The organism is Rhizobium rhododendri (assembly GCF_007000325.2).
GTDB lineage: Bacteria > Pseudomonadota > Alphaproteobacteria > Rhizobiales > Rhizobiaceae > Rhizobium > Rhizobium rhododendri.
Genome location: NZ_CP117268.1, coordinates 247,965 through 272,842, shown reverse-complemented (window position 1 = coordinate 272,842; position 24,878 = coordinate 247,965). Strand labels below are relative to the sequence as shown.

Here is a 24,878-nt window from a genome sequence, read left to right as displayed (position 1 = left end):
TCTCTTGTCTCCGCCTCGACCGCTTTAACGCCTGTTTGCAACATCTGTTATCCGTCCTCGAAAACTTGCCCCGGAGAGTGTTCTCTCCGGGGAAATCCATGCCTGTTCGTCGGTTACTTGGTGACCGCCTTGGCCTGGTCTTCTGCCGAAAGTGCGGACGACAGATAGATTGAGCCAGGCAGGTCCTTGCGGCACTTGACGGGGTTCGGCGTGCCGGAGACCGAGTCTTCGAATGCGGGGGCCTTGAAGATTTCGTCCTTCGGCTTCTCTCCGCCGGTTGCAAGCGCAATGGCCCATTCTACGGCAAGCCGCACGTTGTCGTTGCCGGTCGCGACCGTGAACAGCTTGAAATCAGGGTTCTTGGCCTTGCTCTCATCGAACAGGCAACCCAGCGAATTGCCGTCGGATGTCGCCAGCGCCGGGATCGACTTGCCCTGCTTGGTGAATGTCGGCAGCGCACCTACCAGCGACGGGCCGAAGTCCGACACGATAACGTCGATCTTGGCATTCTTGGCAATTTCCGCCGTCAGAACCTTCTGGGTCAGAGCCGGATCCCAGTTGGTGACCGCGAAAGGCTGCGGGTTGACGAAGACATATTCCGGACCGAGAACGCTCTTCAGGCCCTTGAGTTCATCGAGACCCTGGCTGTTGCCTGCCGGACCGCTGAGGAACAGCAGGTTACCGCCCTTGGGGAGGATACCCTTGATCCAGTTGCCCCAGGTCACGCCATCGTTCTCGAACGACGAGCCTATGAACTTCGAATAGTTGACGCCCTCCTTGCCGCCAACGGCGACCCGGTACGGCACGATGACCTTGCCGGACTTGTAAACGCTGGTGATGGCCGGAAGCACGGCAGGGCCGGCGTCGCCGAACACGACCAGTGCGTCGATACCCTTGGCCGCCATGCCCTTGATGTCGGAAATCGACTTTTGCGTATCACCTTGGCCATCTGCATATTCATATTTGGTAATGCTCGGGCAGAGATCGACGACCTGCTTGCCCGATGCCGTCGTCACCTGACGCCAGCTATTGCCTCCGTAGCCGTCGAGCAGTGCCAACGAGGCCTTTTTCGGGCCGCACCACGAGGGCGTCTCGGCCTTGGCAAGACCCGCGCTGCCAAGCGCCATGACGGCGGCGGCAACGGAGAGCGCAAAGCCCTTCTTGAATGTCGAATGTTTCATGTTTTTCTCCTCCACAGTTTTTCGTTCAGGTCGCTTTTCTTACGTTTCTTCGCCAACGCAGCGAGTAAACACCGATGCCAAAACCCAGGGCCAGCGCCTGGATGATGGTCTGAGCCGAATACGGAACCCCCACTGACAGGGCGAATTGGCTCAATTGATTGAGAAAGAAGGCCGCGATGACAGTCGAGATCGGGAAGCCCCGGCCACCCAGCAGCGAAGTGCCTCCCAGCACGACGACCGCGACAGACGGCAGCAGAAGCGTGTCTCCCTGAAACGCGGTTGGCTCGCGGGTGATGCCGGCGATCAGGATGCCGGCCGTGCAATAGAGCAGCTGCGCGAAGACATAGGCCATCATCTGGTGGACACGAACGCGAAGTCCGGCGGCACGACCGGCCGGCGGGCTGGCCCCGATGGCCTCGAAGCGGCGCCCGACCAGTGTTTTCTTGAGCACGAACGAAACAACCACGGTGGCGGCAAGCGCGAAATACACCGCATTCGGAACCCGGAAGGTCTCACCACCGGCAATCTCCGCAAGGAGGTTCGTCGTGATCGAGGGAACCCCGCCCGAGGTGGCAAAGACTGCGCCGTAAAGCAGCGCATTGACACCGATCGTCGCAATGATCGAGTTCAACCGGAAGAAGCTGACGAGGATTCCGTTCGCGAAACCTGCAATGAGGGCCATCCCGAGCGCGATCAGAACTGCCTGATAGAGCAGCGCATCGTTCTGCTGAGGATAGTGGGTGGCAACCACGACGGCAAGCGAGACGGAGCCGGGAAGTGAAAGGTCGAATCCGCCCTGCTGCACTACGAGCAGCTGCCCGAGACCGACGACCGCGATAATCGCTGCGAACGGCAGGCTTCCCGACAGCGCTCCCCAGGAGACACTCGAGGGCGCGAATACCTTGCACACGACCAGCAGCAGGACAGTCGAAAAGACGACCGTCATGAAGCTCCGCGCCATCGGGATCCGAAACAGGCTTTGCTTCTGCAAGCTGGTCGATGTCATCGAGCTTGAGTTCATCTCAGCTCACCTTTCTTGGAATCGCTCACGAAAAACACCTCTGCTGCCCGGGCGGCCTCTGGTCGTATGCTGAAAAACTCGGGCACCCGGGATACGCGGATGCGCCATGCCGGAACGACCACGCATGAGCCCACGCGCCTGACACTACCCGCGGTTACTCGTGGGCATTTACTGCCAATCCTGAATTTTGTACTTCACGCGCCTGAGCGGAAATGTGCCTATCGCTCGAAAGCACGGTCATTACCTGCAGTTTCAATTGTCCGGCGCAATTGCAGGCAGGCGAATTGTAGATTTGGTCGTCCATATCCATGCTCCTCCAAGCAACTGCAAAATAAAGTCACAGAACAAGAGACCTTCCCTTTCGAGAAAGCTACGGCTTCGATCTATTTGTTGAGGTAAGGGCACTCCTCCCAACTCCTCGCCTCCACCTTTATGCATTTTGAAGCGCGAGAAAACATCGAAGATGTCCGGATTGGATAAGGCGCATTTTCAAAGCTTGATCGCTGGAATTTCATGGAAAGAAATCAAAAACTTGGGTGCATCTCCGCCTGCGTATCGAGGCGGCACAAACCCGACCATCTGGACTGTTTCATCAATAGACTTGCCCTGGTCGGCAGCTGTCATCTCTTGCCGGCAGCCTCATAAGCCTCGATCAGCAGCTTCGAATTCTCCGGCCTAGCTTCGAGCGTGCCGTTTTCGATCTCGTAGGCGATTTCCATGACACGCTGGTTCACCGGAGCCGGCAGGCCGTGCGCTTTCAGGATGTCCACGACCCAGCCGTTGACCTCCTGGATCTCGGCACGACGCCCTTTTCGCCAGTCCTGCAACGACGTCGTCAACGTGTCGGCCTGCGAGAAGACCGTCAGCACTTCTTCGAAGATTTTGTCGACATAGCGCTCCGGGTCGTTGGTCGTGACCGGCGGCATGCCTATGATGGGCACGATCCTGGCGCCATCGGCGAGCGCCGCATGCATGGCCTCGTAGCCGGCGGCACGCATCGTCTCCAGCATGCCGGGAGTTCGTGCTGCGTCTCCGAGCGGCAGATTGATGATCGCCGAAGGAATAAGTTCGGCCGCGTTGACGATGAGCTTCATCCATTTCGCCGAACGGATATCGTCCGTGACCTCGACCGTGCCTGCATTGCGCAGCAGATCGGCAACGGCCTCGACCCTTGGCTGCGTCTGCGGATCGAGCGCGCCGAGAGCGAACCAAGAGGTGTCGTGGTCGTTCTGACGGTTGGTGACACCGGGCACCCACATGTTCGAGGCGATCTCGATCACCGCGCCGATGGTCCGCTCCCGGCCGACGATCGCAGCAATATCCTCATGGGTCATGCCATTCTGCAGGCCGACAACCAGACCGTCTGGCGCAAGGACCGGCTCAATGAGCTGGCAGGCCCACTTCGTATCGTAGGCCTTGACCACCAGGAAGACGACATCGAAGGGTTCCTTGATTTCCGCTACCTGGCAAAGATGCAATGCCGGAACTTTGGCATTGATCGTTCGCGTCGGCAGGTTGACGGTGATGCCATGCTCGCGGATTGCGGTCACGTGATCCGGCCACTGTTCGATGAAGGTAACGTCCAGGCCCGCAAGCGCGAAATCTGCGCCGATGGAAGCGCCTTGCGCGCCCGTACCCAGAAACGCGATCCTCGGACCGCCCTTTTTATCCCAGCTCATGCGGTATCTCCTTCGGGTATGATCGCGCCCGGTCGTCAGCGCATGTGAGAGAGTTCATTAGCCTCGTCTCAGGGGTCAGGGGATGTAGTCGACCTGATAACGGTCCGTGCGGACCCCCTCGAGCTCGTTTCTGACCTGCAGGTGGGCCGGATGCTCCGCGTATCCCTTCAGATCGGCCTCGCTTTCGAATTCGGAATACAGCACCACGTCGCAGGCGTAGGAAATCCGGCTGATATCGATGCCGATCTCCAGCGTCCGCAAGCCCGGGACCTTCCCGACCAGACCCTCGAACTTGCGCTTGACCTTCCAAGCCGCCTCTTGCTTTTCCGCGGCAGTGACACCGCGGACGTTCCACATGACGATATGTTTGATCATCGTTTCTGTTTCCCGGGTCAGCTTGACGACGCAGACGCGCCTGCTGGCCTTGCGCCCTCATAGGCGCGAGACAGCAACTGATGGAGACCATCCTTTTCCAATGTGCGCGGGTTCCAGTAGGCATTGGACATAGCCTGCTCGAGCGCCGCATCGATCCCGTCGCCGGGCATGCCCAGTGACTTGAGGGCCATATCCGCACCGAGACCAGAGGCGAGATCGAACAAGCCCGTCGCCGCATCGTCAGCGCCGAGCGCTCTGGCAATCCGCGCCATCGCTTCCGGTACCGCTGGCGCGTTGTAGGCGACGGCGTGCGGCAGGACAGCGGTGTGCATTGGCGCATGCGGTAGGTTGAACATGCCGCCGAGGGTGTGGCAAAGCTTGTGGTGGAGCGCCATGCCGACGGAACCCAGGCAGACGCCGCAAAGCCACGCTCCGTATAGCGCATCGGCTCTTGCCTCGGCATCTTCCGGGTTTTTGGCGATAACCGGCAGGGCGCGCGAGAATGCCGCGATCCCCTGCTCGGCCAACAGCGAAATGATCGGATTGGTTTCGCGCGCGTACAGTGCCTCGACCGCATGGGCCACGGCATTGAGGCCTGAAGTGACGGACATTGAGACCGGCAGTGTTAGGGTAAGGTCGATGTCGTAGACGATCACCTCAGGCAGAATGCGCGGGTCTGACTTGGTGACCTTTCGACCATTCTCCGTTTCGCCAAGGATCGGCGTCGCCTCGGAGCCGGCATAGGTGGTCGGCACCACGATCTGCGGAATATCGGTGCGAAAGGCGATGGCCTTTCCGAGCCCCGTCGTCGATCCGCCGCCGATTGCCAGCACCGCGTTGGCCTTCAGCCGCTCAACTTCACGCATCGCATCGACGGTCACGTCGACTGGCGTGTGCATTTGCGCCTTCGTATAGATGCCGGCAAAACGCGGTCCGAGATGATCGGCCACGGCCCGCGCCTGTTCGGCCTGCTCCGGCGTCGACAGAACGAGTACCTTGTCGGCTGACAGACGGTCCGCCTCTTCTCCAAGCCTTGCGATCGTGCCGTGCCCGAAGATCACGCGCCCGGGATTGGCGTTATAGGTGAAGGCCTGCATCGCTATGCCTCCAGCTTCTGCTGCGGCGTGACCAGCACGAAGTCACAAGTCACGGCCTCGAACGGATTGTCGAAGCCGAGCTCGGCAGCGCGCTTCGGATCGTCCAGCTTGCCGAAATCGGCAATCAGGTCTTCCTTCACCCCGAAAACCGCATCAGAATGAAGGTAGGGGCAATCCGGCGTGAAGATATGCGTTGTGATGGGCTCGAAGCCGGCAGCCCCGACGATGAAGTGGATGTGGGCTGGCCTGAACGGATGGCGCCCCATCTGGCCGAGCAGCTTGCCAACAGGGCCGTCATCGGGGATCGGATAGAATTTTGGCCGCACCGACTTGAACCAGTATGACCCGTCGGCATCCGTCTTGAAGATGCCGCGCAGATTCATCTCGGGCTGCAGGCCCTTCTGCTGGACATCATAGAAGCCCTCGTCGTTGGCTTGCCAGACATCGAGCATCGCGCCGGCGATCGGCTTTCCGTCGGTATCGGTAACGCGCCCCCGCACCAGCAGCGGTTCGCCCTTGCCATCCAGACAGATATTGGCGCCATTCTCGTATTGCGGTGCGTCCATGACATGAAACGGACCGAGCACTGTAGTCTCAGTCGCCCCGGATGGCTTGCGGTTGTTGATCGCATCGACCAGCATGGAAACGCCAAGAATGTCGGAAAGCAGGATAAACTCCTGCCTCCATTCGTTGCAGATCTGGCCGGTTTCGGTCAGGAAATCGATGGCCATGCCCCATTCCTGCTGATTGGGCTCCACCTCCTTGACGAATGCATGCAGGTGGCGGATTGCTGCGCTCATGACCTCGCGCAGACGCGGATCGGTTTTACCGGCCATCCGTGCCAGGACCACCTCGACCGAGCTCTCCTCGGAGAAGTATCCGCTCTCGGCGTCGTGTTTCGTCTGCTGGTCAATCATTTCCGTTGTCCTTTCCCATGAGCCCCGCGGCACGATCCGGTCGCATCCGTGAAGATTTGGCCGTTCCCTGATCGCCGCCGCGCGAGGCGGCGGTCAGTTGTTCAGGAGAGTGATCTTGATGCTCTTGGTTGCGTCCTTGCCGAAGCTGAAAGCATCGACGGCGTCCGTCAGCGCATAGTCGTGGGTCTGGATCGGCGAAAGATCGATCCCCGTGCGTTCGAGAAAACGGATTGCTGCAGGCCACACGCCCGGCGAACCGATGCATCCCCTGACGGTCAGGTTCTTCATCTGGATCTGGCCGATGACGACCGGCACCTTGCGCCCGATATTGATCCCGACCATCGACATGCGGCCGTCTTCCCGTGCGTAGTCGAATGCCGCAGCCAGCGATGCATCGTGACCGGATGCCTCGACAACCAGGTCGGCGCCGTGACCGCCGGTCATTTCGCGGATACGGTCAGCAGCTCCCCCATCGGACGGATCAAGCGCGGCGTCTGCCCCGAGCCTCAGGGCCACGTCGCGGCGGGCAGCCAGCGGGTCGACCACGATGACGCGTGCGCCCATGCCGATGGCAGCCGCTGCGGACACGAGGCCGATAGTGCCGCCGCCAGAAACGACTACGGTCTCGCTGGCATTGGTGCCGCCGGAGCGCAGCACCGCGTAAAAGCCGCATGTAAAGGGCTCAATCAGCGCCGCCTTCTTGTCATCGACGGCTTCCGGCAGCTTGTGCAGCCATTCCGGATTGACGTTGAAGAATTCGCGATCGGCGCCGCTCATCGAAAATCCAAAGTGATGAAGGCGGTCCGGCGTGCGAACCACGCATTCGCCGACGACGCGGTCGCCGACCTTGAAGCCGGTGACGTTGCGCCCGACCTCGACGATCTCGCCACTCCACTCGTGACCCGGCGTCACCGGATAGGAGATCGGGATGATGTATCGTCCTGCGAGCAACTCGTAGTCCGAGTGACAAATGCCGACAGCGCGCGTGCGGACGAGCACTTCGTTGGCAGAAACCTCCGGCATCGCCACATCGACGATTGCCGGCCTGTCAGGGGCCTCGAATACCAAAGCTTTCATGACACTCTCCCTGTCAAAGTTGCTCGACGACGCCGGAGCGTGCGGAGCGGATAATCGCTTCGAGAAGCGCGATGTTGTTGATCATCTCCTCGCCGCTGATCGGATATGGATCGGTGCCGCGCACGGCTCGGGCAAAAGCTCGCAGGTTGTCACGAACCGGCTCGGCCGGTGCGACTTCGCGCACGGTGATGGGCTTGCCCTTCCAACCCTCGGTAACGATCCAGCCGTCCGGCGACTCGACGTGCGCCTTGTCGCGTACCTCGATCCAACCCAACGTCCCGAACACCGCGAACCGCGAGATGAAGGGTGTGGCCAGCGTCGCGGACACATAGGCTGAACCGCCGTTTTCGAAGCGGATATGGGCGCTCATCGTATCCCCCTGCGGGATCTCCGAAGCGAGGTTCTCGCAGATGACACGGACATCTTTTGCGGGCCCCATCAGCTTCACCGATAGGTCGGTCAGATGGATGCCGGTTGCCGTCATGCCACCGGCAGGCGCCTGCTCCGCGTTCAGCCGCCAGTTCGACGGATCGAGCGTGAGGAACTTGTCGTGGCTGAAATTGGACTCGATCTGCAGCAGACGACCGAGCTTGCCGCTATTTGCCGCCTCGAGGATCTCGGCAATCGGCGGCTCGAAACGACGCTCGTGGCCCATACCGAGAACCAGCCCGGCATCCCGGCACAACGCCACAGAGGTTTCGGCATCCTTCCTGGTCATCGCCAGCGGCTTTTCGCAGAACACGTGCTTGCCGGCAGCCACTGCCTCGGCAATCTGCTTCTGGTGTAGGGAGTGGGGCGTTGCGAGGACAACAGCCTCGATGTCGGGATCAGCCAGCGCATCGGCGAGATCCGGGGAGAATTGCAGGCCCATTTCGCCGGCGAAGCTTTCTGCCTCCGGGCTCGGATCGACAGCACGAACGAAGTGCATTTCCGCACCCCCGGCATTGACCAGTGTCGCCATCTTCTTGCCCCACCAGCCGAGGCCGACGATGGCCGCAAGCACCGGCTTGTTTTCGATCATTGTCATCTGTTGTCCACCCGCTTGCTGAAGGGATGGATATTCACCGACTTCCAGACGCCGGCTGCCGTGAACGGATCGGCCTTGTTGAAAGCCACGATCTCTTCGATGGTGTCTGCCTCAAACAGGAACAGCGAACCGATCATCGTTTCGTTGTCATCGGCGAGGAGAGGCCCCGAAATGATTGTCTTGGTCTTTGCGGCCCCGAGATAGGCCTTGTGCGCTTCATAGTTGGCAAGCCGCTTTTCCACGGCGCCCGGATGGTCCAGGCAGTGAACGATATAGTGCATGACAAAACCTCTTCGTTGTTCAGGCGATCGAATAGCCGCCGTCTATCATCGGAAATTGACCCATAACGCGGCCGATGGCTTCGGCAGTTACCAATGCGACCGCCTCCTAAATGCGGCCGCCGAAATCCAATGGTCAGTGCTCCGGTCAAGCCTTCATGTTGACGAGTATCTTCATGTGGGACGCATTGGGATCGAGCAGCGCCTCGAAGCCCTTTTCGACGACGTCGTCCGGAGAAATCTGCGCGGTGACGATCTGCTCGACCGGAAAGATGCCGGAACCAATCATCTGCGCGATCCTTGGCCAGATCGTCACTGGGTAGCACCAGGTCGCCTCGACGGTGATGTCCTTCAGGGCCCAAAGCATCGCATCGATAGCCGCCGGCTTGACGTGCAGACCAACCTGCACGACCGTACCCTGACGCTTGACGGCCCTGGCACAGAGGTTAAGCGAAGCCTCCGCCCCGACACATTCGAGCGCCACGTCGACGCCGACGCCTTCCTCGGTGTGCTCGCGGAACAGCGCCTCGGCATCCACTTCGCGCGGATCGAAGACGATCGCTTCCGGCACCAGCTTCTTGGCAAGGGCGCGGCGGTTCGGGTTTAGTTCGGAAACGAAAATGGTCGTCGCACCGGCTGCCCGCGTCGCAAGCAGCACCAGCGCACCAATCGGGCCGACGCCGGAGACCAGCACAGTGCTGCCTGCCTCCACGCCGCCACGATCGACGCCGTAGAGAGCAACCGCTGCAGGCTCGATCATGGCTGCCTGCACATCGCTGACGCTGTCCGGCACCGGAAAGACATTGTAGCTGTTGACGACCGCCTGTTCCCCCATGCCGCCCCATTCCCAGGACAGGCCGAAGCAGGCCATTTTCTCGCTGAGATGATACAGTCCCCGGCGACCGTAATAGTCGTCGCGGGGCGAGATCAGCGGCTGGATCGAGACGCGCGATCCCGGCGCGACGTGCGTCACGTTCTTGCCGACAGCCAGGACCCGGGCAGACAGTTCGTGCCCGAGGATCTGCGGCAGGACCGCGCCGGAATAGACGTGCGGCGTGCTCGGCGTGACGATCGGTCCGGCAATATATTCATGCAGATCGGTTCCACAGATGCCGCAAACCAGCGGCTCGATGAGAACCATGTCATCGCCCAGCGGCCCGGACGGAGCGGGTACGTCTTCGACGCGAATGTCTTTCTTCGAATAGTATCGAACGGCTTTCATACGGAAATCCTTTCCAGTGGGGGCGGCGTTGAGGTAATCTCTCGAGGAGCTCTCGCTGCCAGCATTCAGGTGGGAGCAGCGGGTGGCGGCCGCACCTCCCGATATCATCAGATCAGAACCATTCCTCCGTCCACCATCACCGTCTGCCCGGTGATGTAGTCGGATCCGGCCGAAGCCAGGAATGTGGTAACGCCGGCGATATCCTTCGGCACGGACACACGCCCAAGCAAGATCGACTGCGAGAATTCGTTGATGGCCTGATCCGGCTGGGATGTCAGGCCATGCTCCATGAACTCCCGGTCCAGCTGCTGCCAGAGTTCCGTCGCAACAACGCCCGGACCAAAACAGTTGACCGTGATTTTGTGCTCTGCAAGTGCCCTTGCTGCGGCCTGCGTGATGGCCACCACCGCGAACTTCGATGCGCAATAATGCGCAAACAAGGGATAGCCCTGCTTACCTGCGATAGAGGCTGTGTTGATGATTTTACCGCCTGTACCTTGGGCTATCATCGTCTTGGCAGCCTCTTGCGTGCCGATCAGAACACCGAGACCATTGACCTTCATGATGCGGTTGAAATCGTCTTCGGTGACATCGAGGAAGGGGCATGTCTGGCTGATGCCGGAATTGTTGAACATCACGTCCAGCCGGCCGAAATGCGATAAGGTCCGGGCAATCAATTCCTTGACACTCGAGCGGTCCGAAACGTCCACGGCAACACCGAGCGCATCGCCGCCTTCGGACCTGATAGTGGCAGCAACGGCATCAGCGGTGGCTGCCACAAGGTCTGCAATGACGACTTTCGCGCCCTTGGATGCCAGGTCGCCGGCAATACCGGCGCCGATGCCCCTGCCGGAACCCGTGACGATAACGACCCTGCCCTCTAGCGATTCAGTCATCCAATCCTCCTCCTCCAGTCCCGAATATCGACGACAGGCAACGGTGCCGCATTACCGAAGTAAAGCGCGCCAATTTGCAAAATTGTCGGTTCGTGTTCCTCCCGGGAACGGCTGACCATCCTGTCACGAAGCTAGTGGATAAACACGATGTCCGACAAACCTATATTTGTCCGGATTGGATATTTTCTGCCAAGCATTCCATCCCGACTTCGTCCTATTAATTTCTCCGGGAGGACGGAGACAGTTTATGCGGTCGAATGCCGAGCATCGGTCGACACGCACGTTCCCCCCGCAGGCAAGGGATCGGCAAACCGGCGCTGCTGGTCGTCGGGAATAAGGGAGAGGTCGATGAGCGAGAGATTTACAGTAGGCTGGGCAGGCATAGGTAAAATGGGTGCCCCGATGAGCCGCCGCGTTCTCGATGCCGGCTATGCCTTGCACGTCTACGAGCCCTTGCCCGAAAACCGCGCCACCATCGTTGCCGAGGGCGCCAATGTGGCGCATTCGCTTGAAGATCTGGCAGCCGCTTCCGACGTCATCGTCCTGACAATCCCGAACGATGCCGTTCTGCGGGAGCTCGTTTTCTCGCCGGGTGGCCTGGCCACCACGATGAAGACCGGACAGATCCTGGTCGAAATGAGCACGGTGTCGCCGGCAATTTCTACGGAAGTCAACGAGGCAATGTCGGCGCTTGGCGTTTCCTACCTGCGCGCACCCGTTTCCGGCAGCACCGCGACCGCATCGTCCGGAACTCTGTCAGTCATGGCCTCGGGGCCTGAGGAGGCCTACAAACGCGTGGAGCCGATGTTCGAGTGCTTTGCGTCCCGCCGCTTTTATGTCGGCGAGGCCGAGGAGGCACGCTACCTCAAACTCGTGCTCAATGCTCTCGTCGGCGCAACGTCAGCGCTGCTCGGGGAGGCCCTCACCCTCGGGTTGAAGGGAAATCTCACGGTCGAGACAATGCTTTCGGTGATTTGCGAGAGCGCCGTCGCCTCACCGCTGATCGCCTACAAGCGGGACTTGCTGGTCAACCGCAATTTCGACCCGGCGTTTTCCGTATCCCAGATGATGAAGGATTTCGACCTCATCCTGGATGCGGCAAGAGCCGATCACACTCCGATGTATCTGGCATCGATGATCCGCCAGCAATACGAGGCGGCCTACGCCGGCGGCCAGGCCGACAAGGACTTCTTCGTGCTGTTCGAGCAATCGGAACGCCTCGCCGGACTTGCTCCCCCTTCCGAAAAATAGCCATCCGGCATTGGTTCCGAACTGCACCGATCCTAGCCAAAAGGATCAGGTAGAGCTACGACCATATGTCATGACGCGACGGGCGGGAGGGCCGACGTGAACGAATACGAAATGCTGCGCGTGATCGAATTTCTGGAAAGGACCCGCAGGCCTTTCCAGGACGTCGTCGTCGGTTTTGACGAAGATCCTGTCTGGAGGATCGTCATGTATCTCATCAAGTCCCACATCCACAGCCAGACGGTGTCGATCTCGACGCTGGGCCAGGAATCCGGACTGCCCTATGCCACGTCCATGCGTCTGATAAACCGGCTCGTCGACAGCGGATATATTCTCAAGGTCGCCAAGGGAACGACGGGCAAGAGCTTTGCGCTGCAGCCGAGCGACAGCTTGCTGAAAGCGTTCCAGGTCTATGCCGGCAAGACCAAGTCCCTGCTTGCGCAGACGCTCGGCCTCAGAAGCGGCGAGCAGGAGGACGACTACTATTTTGGCGGCACCCCTCTCGGCTCACACATCATTCCACCGATGCGGCTCATGCAGAAACGTGCCGAATCCCAAATCGAACTGCGTTTCCTGCTCAACAATGACAATTATTTCTCTGCGATGCGCAACATGTGGGCCGATTTCCGCAATAACCTTGCCTCCCGGAAGAGCTTCGATCTCCTGTCGCTTCCGGATCTGTACAACAGGGCCCTGGAAAACCGGAAGAAGAGAGTCTCCGAATACGATGTGATCGCCATCAACATGCCATGGCTCGGCGAGTTCGTCGAAAAGGATATCATTCGCCCAATCGACGCACTGGTCCAGAAGACCGGCATCAATCCCCTCGATTTTCACCCGTCCATCTGGTCGACGGCGAGATGGGACGGGCAGGATTATGGCGTTCCCGGCTACTGCACGGTCGAGATTCTGGCGGCGCGCAAGGACCTGTTTGCCGATGCAGGCCTAGATTTCCCGCGCAATTTCGAGGACGTCATCGCGGCCGGGCGCCATTTTCACGCGCCGAACCACGGCATGTACGGTGCAGTGTGGGACGGTGCGCGCGGCATGCCGATCGCTTCAAGCTTCATGTTTTTCCTCGGCGCCTGCGGCCAGCCGACAATCTCGCTTAGAAAGACCCGTGCCGGCTTTACCCTGGAAGGTGTCGATCTCGAACAGTTGCACTGCACGATTTCCTCCGATTCCGGTTTGGCGGCCCTGGATTTCATGCGCCGGCTGATCGAGATTTCACCGCCGGATATCCTCAACATGGCTTGGGATCGGACGCTCGACGTGTTCATGACCGGCAAGGCCAGTCTCGGTTATTTCTGGACGATGCGCACCGCGCGTTTCGAATACGATGTCCATTCCGTGGTCAAGAGACGGGTCGAATATCTGCCCCAGCCCGCTGGTCCCGGCGGCACGCGCGCCTCGCCCATCGGCGGGTTTCTATTCTGCATTCCAACCAACCTGCCGGAAGAGCGGGTTGAGCTTGCCGCCGACGCCATCGCCTGGATGGCATCGCGCGAGGCGATGAAGGCTCACGTCAAGAACGGCTTTCCCATCGCGCCGCGTTTTTCCGTCAGCGCCGACCCCGAGGCGGCGGCGAGCTCGCCAATCGTCAGGTTCGTCGACCAGCTGGCAAAAAAGAACCTTCTGCACACCTGGCAGCGACCAAATATCCCTCAGTATACGGCGATAGAGCGGATCCTCGGCGAAGAGATCCACAACGCCCTGTCGGGGGTCAAACCCGACAGGGTGGCACTCGATGACGCTGCAAGACAGATAGACCTGCAGCTCCGTGCAAGCCCTGGAAGTCGCCGCTGAAAAGCGTTTGCCGCACCGATCCATGGCGAGGAGGGACATGGACAGACTCACACGGCAGTCCCTCATGCATTTGAGCAAACTGAAACACTAGAAGCAGGGCATCATGGCTCACCGGACCGCCAAAAAGCGGTAAAATATCATGATTTACATCGAGTTAACTTGATTTTGAGGTTGAGTGCGCCACGAATGTCGCGTGTGATGAGACCGCCGGCCAACGCGAGGCGATTACACGCTTCAGGCCGTGGCGCCAGGGAAGATCTCAAAGCCTGTGTCGATGACAACCGGACGGGTGCATCGCTCCGGCGATTCCAGGATAGCCTCGATCGCCTTCTTGCCGATCATGAAACGGTTCGAGCGCAGCGTCGAGAGTGGCTGCGGCAGTTCGCGGCCGATTTCGAGACCGTTGAAGCCGAAGATCGCCATGTCGTCGGGCAGGGAAATGCCGGCGCTCAGGCAATGAAAAACGCCCCCCACGGCCATGTCGTCATTGGAATAAACCGTCACGTCGATTTCGGCAGACGCCGCACAAAGATGCCTGGTCTGCTCGCGACCGGTGCCGACCGAGCTCGGACCATCCGCAATCGCATGCGCCTCGATCGACAGGCCAGCCTCAGCCAAGGCTTCCCTTAGCCCATCGTAGCGAAGCCGCGCGCGGCGGTCCGCCGCCCAGTCATGGCCCACATAGCCGAAATGACGGTAGCCTCGCGCGATCAGATGCTGCCCTATCGCGTAACCCGCCCGGCGGTGCGACATGCCAACTGCGATGTCGATCGGCGCACTGTCGATATCCATCAATTCGACAACGCGCACGCCGCTCTGATCCAGCATCCGTCGCGTCGCCATGGTGTGATCGAATCCTGCAATAAGGATCGCAGCAGGCTTCCAGGCCAGAAGGCCACGCACCATCACCTCTTCCCGGTCGATGTCATATTCCGTGGTGCTGATGACGGCCTGGAAATCCGAGGATTTCAGAGCCTCGTGCACGCCCTGGATGACTTCCGGAAAGACGATATTCGACAGCGAGGGAATGACCACGCCAATCAGATGGGAGTTAAGCGACGCAAGCGAACCTGCGATCCGGTTCGGCACATATCCAAGCGCCCGTACGGTTTCCATGACCTTTTCGCGTGTCGCGTCGGCGACCAGCGACTGGTTGCGCATGATGCGGGATACGGTCGATTCGCTCACATCGGCCCGCAGCGCAACTTCACGCAGGGTGATCTTGGACTTCCTGTCGGGAAGGCGGCGCCGTGTTGTCATTATGCGGATTCCCGTTTCGGCCATGGTCAGGATTGGCCAATCGAGCGACCATCAAGCTCCTTGTTCGCACGGTATTTGGCCGAGGCTAAAAATGCAAATCAGCCCCGGCCGGATTAATTCAGCGCTTCACATAATTCTTCCACGGGTGCGCTTCCCGGAAACCGAGGACATCGCGAGCCTTGCGGTTGGAAATCGGCGCTTCGTCTCTTCCCATCTCACGCTTTACAGGAGTTTGCGGGCAGTATTTGGCAAGGAACTCCGAAGTCGGCAGGTCTGCGGTAATGGTGTCGTTGACCGCATTGAAGACCTGATAGCCGAGGCCGTCCTTCTCGATGCAGAGATGGACAATCTCGCCGAGATCGCGGGCATCGATGTAGCTCCAGGCGTTACGTTTGCGCGACATTGGGTTGTCGAGGTAGGCCGGGAAATTGGAATACTCATGCGGCTCGATGACGTTGCCGATGCGCAGGGCGTAAATGTCGGCGTTGTAGCGCATCGAAAATGCCCGTGCCGTCTTTTCGTTGACGACCTTCGACAGGCCGTAGCTGTCCATCGGGTCGCTGTCGTAGTCTTCTTCCAGCGGGAAACTGTGAAAATCCTTGTCGCCTTCGGCAAAGCAGACGCCGTAAGTGGTCTCGCTCGATGCGATGATGACCTTGCGGACACCCAGCTTCATGGCCGCCTCGATGACGTTGTAGGTTCCAACGACATTGGCCGAAAACGTCTTGTTGTCCGGCTCGATCATGACGCGGGGAATGGCGGCAAAATGAACGACAGCATCGGGGGCAGACGGTGGGGCGCCATCGTCGTAGCCGTCAAACCCGAAGTGCGTGGTCAACGCGTTGAAGACCTGGCCGCTATCGGTGATGTCGGTAATCAGCGTATTAACGCCCGGCAGGTCGAGAGGCTTCAGGTCGACATTGAGAATGGAATATCCCTTTTCCAGCAGATGGGGAACGGCGTGACGACCGGCCTTCCCCGTACCGCCTGTAAACACAATGCGTTTGGTCATTTTGTAGATCTCCTTTTCGTTGAACAATGTGCGCCGAAACCAATTCGTCAAGCTGTCGCGGCGAGCATGATGCGCTCCTGCGTCGCCTCGCTGCGCTCGATCTTGCCGGTGATGCGGCCCTCCTTCAGCACGACGATTCGGTCGCTGATGGCCAGGATCTCTGGCAAGTCGGAGGAGACGACGATGATTGCAATCCCCTGCTTTGCAAGGCTGTTGAGAAGCGTGTGAACCTCGGATTTCGCACCGATGTCGATGCCGCGCGTTGGCTCGTCGACAATCAGGATACGAGGATGTCGCGCCACCCATTTGGCGATGACCACCTTCTGCTGGTTTCCCCCGGAAAGATTCAGCACCTTCTGCTCCGTCGACGGCGTCTTGATACCGAGAGAGCGGATGAACGCAGCGCAGGCACTGGTCTCCCGCTTCTGGTTGACGACATCCAGCGTACAATAGTCGGACAGATGCGTGAGACTGAAATTTTCACGTACCGACATGCCGAGCACGAGCCCAAGTTCCTTTCGGTCTTCAGAAACGAAGCCGATACCGAGATCGATGGCATCAGCGGGATCTCGTATCGTCACTGTCGCGCCTTCTATTATCACATCGCCGACGCGCGGACGCCAGCCAAAGATCATCTCCATGATTTCCGTACGACCGGACCCGACGAGCCCGAAGAAGCCCAAAATCTCGCCTTTGTGCAGGTCGAAAGAAATATCCTCCACCTTGGCACCATGCGCGGTCCTGCTCTTCAGGCCCAGTCCGCGGACGGAAAGCAGGATGTCGGATGTGGCGTAGGACTGATGCTCGCCGAACAGTTGCGACAGGTCGCGATCGACCATCTTGCGCACCAGCAACTCACGGGTCATTTCGGCAATCGGCCGCGTATCGACCGTCTGGCCGTCGCGCAAGACCGTGACCCGGTCGGCAATCTCGAAAATCTCGTCCATGCGATGCGAGATGTAGACGATACCGATCTGCTGCGCGACGAGCTTGCGGACGATCCGCATCAGGGTGGACGCTTCGTGATGGCTGAGCGATGCGGTCGGCTCGTCCATGATGATCAATTTCGAGCGATACGAGATCGCCCGCGCGATCTCGACCATCTGTTTCTGGCCGATGCTGAGATTGCCGACACGCGTCGTCGGCTCGATGGTCATCTCCAGTTCGGCGAGGACGGCCCGTGTTTCGGCATTCATCCTGCGCGTATCGATGAGACCGCCGGGGCCGAGAGGCTCGCGGGCCAGAAAAATGTTTTCGGCCACGGTGAGATTATTCACCACCGCAAGCTCCTGATAGATGATGCTGATGCCCAGCGACCGTGCGTGGACCGGATCGCTGATCGTCACCTCATGCCCCTCGACGCGGATCGAGCCGCCCGGATCGGCGCGGTAGACACCCGTCATGATCTTCATCAGGGTACTTTTTCCCGCGCCGTTTTCTCCGGCGAGCACATGGACCTCGCCGCTGCTCAGCGAGAGATCGACGTTTTTGAGTGCGTGGACACCGGGAAAAGTCTTCGAGATCCCGCGCATTTCGAGAAAAGGCGTCATGATAATCTCCACATCAGGATGCTGCCGACGGCGCCGGTTCCGGCGCCGTCGGCCTTGACGCCTACTTCGTGTAGCTGCCGAGATTGGAGGCGTTGACAACAGTCACGCCGGTGTCGATATCCTTGCTTTCAGTCTCCGTACCCTTGATCTGGGCGACCAGGTGCTCGACGGCAAGCTTGCCCATGGTGACAGGACGCTGGACCATGATGCCGGCAATGTAGCCGTTTTTGACACCCTTGATCGTGTCGGGCAGGTCGTCGAAGGCGTAGACCTTAACGCCCGCCTTGCGATCGGAGAATTCCTGCTCTGCCAGGACCTTGGCAGCGGCGGGGCCGCCGACTTGGCTGACGCCGATAATGCCGGCCAGCTTGGGGTTTCCGCGCAGCAACGCCTCCGTCACCGAGACGGCCTTTGCGAGGTCGTCTTCGGTGCCCTCGGTAGCGACAACCTTGATCTCGGGAAACGCCTTCAGCGCTTCCTTGACGCCGTCGATCCGCTCGTTGAGATTGGAGGCGCCGAGCTGGCCGGTGACGATGGCAACCTCGCCCTTGCCGCCGAGCGCTTCGCCCATGGATTTGCCCATGGTGACGCCCGCCTGCTTGTTGATCGTGCCGATATACATGCTGCGGCCGCTCTTGGCGCTGTCGCTATCGAAGGTCAGGACCTTGATGCCGGCCGCCATGGCCTGCTTGATGATCCCCTCCACCGACTTCGGTTCGTTGACCGAGACGGCGATACCGCTGACGTGGCGAGCAATGAGATCCTCTATGATTTTGACCTGTGTCGACCCTTGGGTGTTCTGCGGAACAACCCACTGATAATCGACTCCTGCAGCCTTGGCCGCTTCCTGCGCGCCCTTGTTACAGTCGTCGAAAAACGGCACCGCCACTTTTGGCACCACAGCGATGGTAATGTCCTGAGCCACCGCGCCGCCGACCGCCGTCATCGATAACAATGCTGCAAACACTGCTTTTTTGAACTCGTTCATCTTTCCTTCTCCTCCTCACCCGTACGTCCTCCGCCGGGGATCTCCATTGAAACTTGCAGCCTCCGCGTTATCCGCGACCTCCCGAGAGCCGATTTCTCAAAACGTCCAGGCTCACGGCAATGAGGATCACCCCGCCCGTGATGGCCTGCTGGGCATAGGTATTGATGTTGAGCAGCACAACGCCATTGGCGATGACGCCGACAAGCGCTGCGCCGATGACGGCCCCGGAGACGCTGCCAACCCCACCGGCAAGGCTGGCTCCGCCGATTGCGGCAGCAGCGATCACATCGAGCTCCGATCCAAAGCCGGACGCAGGTTCGGCGGACAGGTATCTGGAAAATGCAATGACGCCGGCTGCCGCCGCGATGGTTGAAGACAGCACGTAGACGGCCAGTTTCACCCGATCTACCTTCACACCGCTCAGGCGCGCCGCATTTTCGTTTCCACCTGTCGCGTAGATATGCCGACCGAAGCGCGTGCGGCGCATGATCAGCGCGAATATTGCCATGAGGACCAGCATGATCACGACGGGCACCGGCACCGGGCCGAGATAGCCCTGGCCGAGAATGGAGAAAGCATCGGGCGGCGTCGGCGTGACAGGAACCCCGTGGGTGATCATGTACATAAGGCCACGCCCGATGCTGAGGGTTCCAAGCGTCGCGATGAATGGCGGCAGCCCGATCATGGTGATCAGTGCGCCATTGATAAACCCGAACGCCACGCCGACCGAAAGGCCGGCAGCGACACTGCCGCCGGTCGAAAAACCGGCTTCGAAGCACAGGGCGGTCACCAGCGAGGCGAGACCCATTGCCGAGCCGACCGATAGATCGATGCCGCCGGTGATGATGACCATAACCATGCCGATGCTCATGATCGCCGTCAGCGAGAATGCGCGAAATACGCCCATCAGATTATTGGTCGTCAGGAAATACGGCGTGTACAGGCTGATGAGCGCGCCGACGACCACGAGGGCGACGAGCACGTTGACCTCTCGCACATGACGCAATTTTGCCAACTGGGCAAGAAAGCCCGATGACGAGTTACGGGGCGACGGTTCGTCATTGACGAGTCCGGACATGAAATCTCCTCCCTATCGCCGCTGCTCGCGTGAGCTGTCAGCATATCCGTTGTCTATCGTCACCACAGATCGCAACCTCCAGATGCTTTCGGCGGTGATGGGGTACGCAAGGCCAGCTATTCAAAGACTACCTTGAAATGTTATGGCAGCGCTGCCATAACTTCTGCCAATTCCGCCATCTGTCAAGCTCGTTTTCGATTTTATGTAAGATGGAACGAATTTATCAGTGTTATGCGGTCAAGATGGAAGTGTGCTCAGTCATTCCCCGCGTCTGCAAGTGCATTAAACGCACAGAATTTCTCTGTTGAATGGCAGCGCTGTTAATCAGCATGTCGGCTATTAACTGACTGCATCCCTACTGGCGAAAGGTCGCCAGCCATCCGAGGCCTTCGATCGTGCCGCGTGCCGGACGGTACTCGCAGCCGACAAAACCGTCATATCCCAGCCGATCGAGTTCACGCAGGACGGTAAAGTCATCGAGCTCTCCCGTTCCAGGCTCGTGGCGGAGGGGTACCGATGCGATCTGAACGTGGCCTATGATGGGCATCATCGTTCGCAGCCCAGAGAGCACATCGCCATGGATGATCTGGCGATGGTAGATATCGAACTGTAATTTCAGGTTTGGATAGCCAAGATCTGCGATCAAATCCGCTGCGAAATTGAAATTATTGAGGAAATATCCGGGCATGTCGCGCCCATTGATCGGCTCCAGAACAATATCCAGCCCGGTCTCGCCCGCCTTGTCGCATGCGTAGGCGATTGACTGGCGATACGCGGCGACGGCGGCCGGGTCCGACCGCTCGGCCAGACCGCTCATCACGTGCAACCGCTTCACGCCTGTTGCCGCAGCATATCTGAGCGCTGTCTCGACAGACGCGCGGAATTCATCTTTCCGCTCTGGCAGCGCTGCGAGACCTCTCTCGCCCGATGCCCAATCGCCCGGCGGCAAATTGAAAAGCGCTTGCGAGAGCTTGAGTCGATGCAATCGCTCGGCGACATCGGCTGGGTCGAAATCGTATGGGAACAGATACTCCACCGCATCGAATCCGGCCGCAGCAGCAGCAGCGAACCTGTCGAGGAAGCCGACTTCTGTGAACATCATGGTCAAATTGGCCGCAAAACGTGGCATATCAGGCCTCCAGCCCTGGAAGATCGAGCCCCGTTAGGTTCGCGATCATACGCGCGATCGATGCATCGTCGTCGCGCCCCATGCCGGCGGCAGCCGTCATGACGAACATCTGCAGGGCAGTCGATGCTATGGGCGTGGGAAATTTGAGATTGCGGGCGATATCCGAGACGATGCCGAGATCCTTGGTGAAGATATCGACAGCACTGCGCGGACGGTAATCGCCCTCCAGGATATGCGGAACCCTGTTCTCGAACATCCAGGAATTGCCGGCGGAGGCCGAGATCACCTCGTAAACCTTGGCAATATCCAGGTCCATGGCCTTCGCGAAGGTCACGGCCTCGCAGGCAGCGGCGATATGCACGCCGGCCAGCAACTGGTTGACGATCTTGAATGCTGCACCGACCCCTGCGGCCTCGCCGAGTTCGTAGACCTTGGTGGCAATGCAATCGAGGGCAGCACGTGCCGAGGCGAAGGCCTCTGGCGCACCGGATGCCATGATCGTCAGCTCACCAGCGGCAGCACGCATGGCGCCGCCGCTGATCGGGGCATCGATGTAAAGTAAATCAAGAGCTTGGGCGCGACGCTCAAAATCCCGCGCAGCCTCCGGCGACATGGTGGCACAAGACAAAACGGTGCCGCGCTTGCCCATTTCGGTCACCGCGCCATTCTCACCGAATAGGACGGCATCGGTCTGCGCCGCGTTGACCACGACCGAAATCACGATCTGCGCGTCCCGCCCGGCATCGATCGGCAGTCCTGCAACCCTGCCGCCGAGCGCCTCGAACCGCGCCATCGCGTCCACACTGACATCGCAGCCGACGACATCGAAGCCGCCGCGAAGAAGAGAGGCCGCTATCCCGAACCCCATGGATCCCAACCCGATCACGCAGGCAGTCTGTTGAGGTTTTGTCGTCATCTGAGCTTCCTTGCCGAATGGAGTGCGGCCGATACCGCAGGATTAAACACGCGCTTGTGCTCGTCAAATTCAAATGATAGCGTTGCCATAAACACAGTTAGCGCGCGTCGGAAAAGCAATGCAAGGGCTTTTTGCGCTGAAGCAACAACAGGGTCGAGCGCGAAAGGGACGGCGCGGAGGAAATTCGATGCTACCGTCGGATGTATCCTCGCTTACACCCTGGGGGCAGCATACCGGCTGGAAAAATGAGGAACGAACGTGCTGATAGGCGCAATTGCGGACGACATTACCGGCGCTACCGATCTCTGCCTGATGCTTTCGCGCGCGGGTCTGCGAACGGTGCAGCGCATCGGCGTACCCGCGCCGGGTGAAAAGTTCGCCGATGCCGATGCTGTCGTTGTTGCCCTGAAGTCACGATCGATTCCAGCCGATGAGGCGGTTGATATGTCTTGCGCCGCAGCCCGGGCCCTGCTTGCTGCGGGGGCGGAAAAGTTTCTATTCAAATACTGCTCGACCTTCGACAGCACGGACGAGGGTAATATCGGGCCGGTCACCGAAGCGCTGATGACGCTCCTCGATGTCGATTTCACAATCGCCTGTCCATCTTTTCCGGCAGCGGGCCGGACCGTTTACAAAGGCCACCTGTTCGTCGGAGATCAGCTGCTGTCGGACAGCCCCCTGAAAGATCATCCGCTGAACCCGATGACCGATGCAAATATCGTGCGGGTGTTGGGCCGTCAGACGTCGCTGGCCGTAGGACTGGTCGATATCAATATCGTAAGGTCCGGACAGGACGCGATATCAGGGGCCTTCGCAGCAGAAAAAGCAGCCGGGCGCCGGATCGTGATCGTGGACACCCTTGCAGACACCGATCTGCATGCCATCGGACAAGCGTGTGCGGAGATGCGGCTTGTAACAGGCGGCTCAGGCATCGGCTTGGGCCTTGCGGAAGATCTCGTTACCAAGGGCCGCGTCGCACGCCGGCAGGAACAAGTGCAAATGGCGGCGCCAGCGGGTCGGGCAGCCATTCTGGCAGGATCCTGCTCGGTCGCAACCCGCGGCCAGATCGAGGCGGCGCGACACAGCGGCATGCCGACGCTAGCGCTCGATGTAAACGCAATTTCGGACGGGAGGCAGACGGCTTCGGAGATAGCAGACTGGGCTCTTGCGCAGGACAGCTCTGCGCCGGTGCTTATCTATTCGAGCGCAGATCCGGCCGCCCTTGCAGACATTCAGGCATCGATGGGCAGGCACCAGTCCGGCGCATTGGTCGAAACGACGCTGGCCGAAGTCGCAAACCATTTGAAGAACAGAGGATTTACGAAGTTTCTGGTTGCCGGTGGCGAAACATCCGGTGCTATCGTTGCTGGGCTGCAGGTGGCGATGCTCGAGATCGGGCCGGAGATCGATCCCGGCGTCCCCTGGACCCGCAGCATCAACGGCCCGGACTTGGCATTGGCGCTGAAATCGGGAAACTTCGGTGCCGAGGATTTCTTTCTGAAGGCTTGGCATCTGTTACGAGCGGAGCACGGGAATGCGTGAGATCAACAAAGCGCGCGACGAAATCTGCCGCGTCGGCGCCTCGCTGTTCAATCGCGGCCTGACAGCCGGCTCAAGCGGAAACATCTCGGTGCGCCTTGCCGATGGCGGATGGTTGATGACGCCGACGAACGCCTCGCTGGGAAACCTCGAGCCAGATCGGCTTTCACATTTCGACGCATCCGGCCAGCTCTTGTCGGGAGACAAGCCGACCAAGGAGGCCTTCTTGCATTTTTCAATGTATGATGAACGGTCAGAAGCGGCAGCCGTCGTCCACCTGCATTCGAGCCATGCCACAGCCGTCAGCATCCTTGCCGACGTCGATCCCAACGATGTGCTTCCAGCGCTGACGGCATATTATGTGATGCGCATCGGCCGCTTGCCGCTGGTGCCCTATTTCGCGCCGGGAGATCCGGAATTGGCGCACGCCGTAAAGGCGCTGGCCGGCAAGCATCACGCGGTGCTTCTGGCAAATCACGGTCCTGTCGTCGCCGGAACTTCGCTTGCCAACGCCCAGTATGCCACCGAGGAGCTTGAGGAAACAGCCAAGCTGTTCCTGATGCTGCAAAACCACGTGTTGCGCGCGCTGACGCCGCAGCAGATAGACGAGCTGCGCAGCAAATTCAATTTGTCATGATCGCCGACCATTTACGTTCAGGGAGAGAGTAAAATGAGCAATACCACTGAGACCATCGGGTTTGTCGGCACCGGGCTGATGGGCCATGGCATGGCAAAGAATATCGTTGAAAAGGGCTACGCGCTGCAGGTCGTCGCCCATCGAAACCGGGTGCCGGTCGACGATCTGGTTTCAAGGGGAGCCACCGAGGCAAAGTCTCTCGATGAACTGGCCCGTCACTCCACCATCGTCTTTCTTTGCCTGACCGGCTCGCCGGAAGTTGCCGCTGCCGTCGCGGCCATGAAACCGGGCCTTGCCGCAGGGACCGTTATCGTCGATTGCTCGACCGGCGAGCCCACGGTGACACAGACGCTGGCCGCAGAGATGGCCGAGATCGGCGTTCTCTACGCCGACGCCCCCTTGAGCCGCACGCCGAAAGAAGCGTGGGCGGGTACTCTCGATTGCATGGTCGGCGCCGATGCGGCGGTTTTTGAGCGCATCAAGCCGGTGATCTCGACATGGGCGGGCAAGATCGTCCACATCGGCGGCGTCGCCGACGGCCATCGGATGAAGCTCCTGAACAATTTCATCTCGCTCGGCTATGCCGCGCTCTATTCCGAGGCCCTGGCGCTGTCGAAAAAAGTTGGCATCTCCATAGAAACATTCGACCAGGTGATCCGCGGCGGACGCATGGATTGCGGCTTCTATCAGACTTTCATGGGCTATGCTCTGGAAGGCAACCGCGAAGCCCACAAGTTCACCCTCAGCAATGCCTACAAAGACATGCGCTACGTGGAATCGATGGCAAATGCGGCGACAGTCACCACCACAATGTCGAGCGCGGTGAAGAACTCATTCGCCGTGGCGATGGCGAATGGCGGTGCCGGAGCAGAAGACTACGTTCCGCACCTCACCGACTTCATAGCCAAGGCAAACGGCGCCAGCTAAGCCTGAAATGACAATGCT

24 protein-coding genes are annotated in these 24,878 nt (G+C 59.7%); 5 read left to right on the top strand and 19 right to left on the bottom strand.

Features of this window, described 5'->3' with window-relative positions; translation table 11 throughout:
• Nucleotides 1-113: 113 nt before the first annotated feature.
• The 12 genes from PR018_RS19040 to PR018_RS18985 form a co-directional block, all read right to left on the bottom strand.
• Nucleotides 114-1,181, bottom strand: coding sequence for a substrate-binding domain-containing protein (locus PR018_RS19040; RefSeq protein WP_142830999.1), 1,068 nt, complete (start codon nt 1,179-1,181; stop codon nt 114-116).
• Nucleotides 1,182-1,206: 25 nt separating this feature from the next.
• Nucleotides 1,207-2,202, bottom strand: coding sequence for an ABC transporter permease (locus PR018_RS19035; RefSeq protein ID WP_202617186.1), 996 nt, complete (start codon nt 2,200-2,202; stop codon nt 1,207-1,209).
• Nucleotides 2,203-2,356: 154 nt separating this feature from the next.
• Nucleotides 2,357-2,506, bottom strand: coding sequence for a hypothetical protein (locus PR018_RS19030; RefSeq protein WP_153816488.1), 150 nt, complete (start codon nt 2,504-2,506; stop codon nt 2,357-2,359).
• 316 nt (nt 2,507-2,822) lie between these two features.
• Nucleotides 2,823-3,881, bottom strand: coding sequence for a ketopantoate reductase family protein (locus tag PR018_RS19025; protein WP_142830998.1), 1,059 nt, complete (start codon nt 3,879-3,881; stop codon nt 2,823-2,825).
• 75 nt (nt 3,882-3,956) lie between these two features.
• Nucleotides 3,957-4,256, bottom strand: a complete 300-nt coding sequence (locus PR018_RS19020; protein ID WP_142830997.1) for a Dabb family protein — start codon at nt 4,254-4,256, stop codon at nt 3,957-3,959.
• Between the two features lie 17 nt (nt 4,257-4,273).
• The gene (locus tag PR018_RS19015) at nt 4,274-5,353 is read right to left on the bottom strand and encodes a maleylacetate reductase (RefSeq protein ID WP_142830996.1); all 1,080 of its coding nucleotides are present in this window, start codon (nt 5,351-5,353) and stop codon (nt 4,274-4,276) included.
• 2 nt (nt 5,354-5,355) lie between these two features.
• Nucleotides 5,356-6,270, bottom strand: a complete 915-nt coding sequence (locus tag PR018_RS19010; protein WP_142830995.1) for an intradiol ring-cleavage dioxygenase — start codon at nt 6,268-6,270, stop codon at nt 5,356-5,358.
• 93 nt (nt 6,271-6,363) lie between these two features.
• Nucleotides 6,364-7,347 (bottom strand): zinc-dependent alcohol dehydrogenase, encoded by a 984-nt coding sequence (locus tag PR018_RS19005; RefSeq protein WP_142830994.1) that lies wholly within the window; start codon nt 7,345-7,347, stop codon nt 6,364-6,366.
• A gap of 13 nt (nt 7,348-7,360) precedes the next feature.
• Complete coding sequence (locus PR018_RS19000) at nt 7,361-8,374, bottom strand: Gfo/Idh/MocA family protein (RefSeq protein WP_142830993.1); 1,014 nt, start codon at nt 8,372-8,374, stop codon at nt 7,361-7,363.
• Nucleotides 8,371-8,655 (bottom strand): YciI family protein, encoded by a 285-nt coding sequence (locus tag PR018_RS18995; protein ID WP_111221658.1) that lies wholly within the window; start codon nt 8,653-8,655, stop codon nt 8,371-8,373. The genes PR018_RS19000 and PR018_RS18995 overlap by 4 nt, the downstream gene beginning before the upstream one ends.
• A 145-nt stretch (nt 8,656-8,800) precedes the next feature.
• A complete protein-coding gene (locus PR018_RS18990) occupies nt 8,801-9,874 on the bottom strand; it encodes a 2,3-butanediol dehydrogenase (RefSeq protein ID WP_142830992.1) in 1,074 nt (357 codons plus the stop codon).
• A gap of 107 nt (nt 9,875-9,981) precedes the next feature.
• The gene (locus PR018_RS18985; protein WP_142830991.1) at nt 9,982-10,770 is read right to left on the bottom strand and encodes a glucose 1-dehydrogenase; all 789 of its coding nucleotides are present in this window, start codon (nt 10,768-10,770) and stop codon (nt 9,982-9,984) included.
• Between the two features lie 348 nt (nt 10,771-11,118).
• On the opposite strand from PR018_RS18985, the gene PR018_RS18980 reads away from it, so the two are divergent.
• Together PR018_RS18980 and PR018_RS18975 are read left to right on the top strand one after the other, a co-directional pair.
• The gene (locus PR018_RS18980; protein ID WP_161990975.1) at nt 11,119-12,021 is read left to right on the top strand and encodes an NAD(P)-dependent oxidoreductase; all 903 of its coding nucleotides are present in this window, start codon (nt 11,119-11,121) and stop codon (nt 12,019-12,021) included.
• A gap of 96 nt (nt 12,022-12,117) precedes the next feature.
• Nucleotides 12,118-13,824 (top strand): extracellular solute-binding protein, encoded by a 1,707-nt coding sequence (locus tag PR018_RS18975; RefSeq protein ID WP_142830989.1) that lies wholly within the window; start codon nt 12,118-12,120, stop codon nt 13,822-13,824.
• Nucleotides 13,825-14,058: 234 nt separating this feature from the next.
• Here PR018_RS18975 and PR018_RS18970 read toward each other — a convergent pair whose 3' ends face one another.
• From PR018_RS18970 to ltnD, 7 genes are all read right to left on the bottom strand, one after another.
• Entirely contained in the window at nt 14,059-15,084 is a 1,026-nt protein-coding gene (locus PR018_RS18970) for a LacI family DNA-binding transcriptional regulator (protein WP_142830988.1), read from the bottom strand.
• Nucleotides 15,085-15,202: 118 nt separating this feature from the next.
• On the bottom strand, nt 15,203-16,096 hold the full coding sequence (locus PR018_RS18965; protein WP_142830987.1) for an NAD-dependent epimerase/dehydratase family protein: 894 nt from the start codon (nt 16,094-16,096) through the stop codon (nt 15,203-15,205).
• Nucleotides 16,097-16,143: 47 nt separating this feature from the next.
• Complete coding sequence (locus PR018_RS18960) at nt 16,144-17,646, bottom strand: sugar ABC transporter ATP-binding protein (protein ID WP_142830986.1); 1,503 nt, start codon at nt 17,644-17,646, stop codon at nt 16,144-16,146.
• A gap of 61 nt (nt 17,647-17,707) precedes the next feature.
• Nucleotides 17,708-18,634: a sugar-binding protein gene (locus tag PR018_RS18955; RefSeq protein ID WP_142830985.1), complete on the bottom strand. Its 927-nt coding sequence runs from the start codon at nt 18,632-18,634 to the stop codon at nt 17,708-17,710.
• Nucleotides 18,635-18,701: 67 nt separating this feature from the next.
• Nucleotides 18,702-19,712, bottom strand: a complete 1,011-nt coding sequence (locus PR018_RS18950; protein WP_142830984.1) for an ABC transporter permease — start codon at nt 19,710-19,712, stop codon at nt 18,702-18,704.
• 355 nt (nt 19,713-20,067) lie between these two features.
• Nucleotides 20,068-20,841: a 2-oxo-tetronate isomerase gene (otnI, locus tag PR018_RS18945; protein ID WP_142830983.1), complete on the bottom strand. Its 774-nt coding sequence runs from the start codon at nt 20,839-20,841 to the stop codon at nt 20,068-20,070.
• Nucleotide 20,842: 1 nt separating this feature from the next.
• A complete protein-coding gene (ltnD, locus tag PR018_RS18940) occupies nt 20,843-21,757 on the bottom strand; it encodes an L-threonate dehydrogenase (protein WP_142830982.1) in 915 nt (304 codons plus the stop codon).
• Nucleotides 21,758-22,015: 258 nt separating this feature from the next.
• Between ltnD and otnK the strand changes: the two genes are divergently transcribed.
• The 3 genes from otnK to PR018_RS18925 are packed head-to-tail and all read left to right on the top strand — an operon-like array spanning nt 22,016 to nt 24,860.
• The gene (gene otnK, locus PR018_RS18935) at nt 22,016-23,299 is read left to right on the top strand and encodes a 3-oxo-tetronate kinase (protein WP_142830981.1); all 1,284 of its coding nucleotides are present in this window, start codon (nt 22,016-22,018) and stop codon (nt 23,297-23,299) included.
• On the top strand, nt 23,292-23,933 hold the full coding sequence (otnC, locus tag PR018_RS18930) for a 3-oxo-tetronate 4-phosphate decarboxylase (RefSeq protein WP_142830980.1): 642 nt from the start codon (nt 23,292-23,294) through the stop codon (nt 23,931-23,933). Before otnK ends, otnC begins: the two co-directional genes overlap by 8 nt.
• Before the next feature lie 33 nt (nt 23,934-23,966).
• Nucleotides 23,967-24,860, top strand: coding sequence for an NAD(P)-dependent oxidoreductase (locus tag PR018_RS18925; protein WP_142830979.1), 894 nt, complete (start codon nt 23,967-23,969; stop codon nt 24,858-24,860).
• Nucleotides 24,861-24,878: the final 18 nt, after the last annotated feature.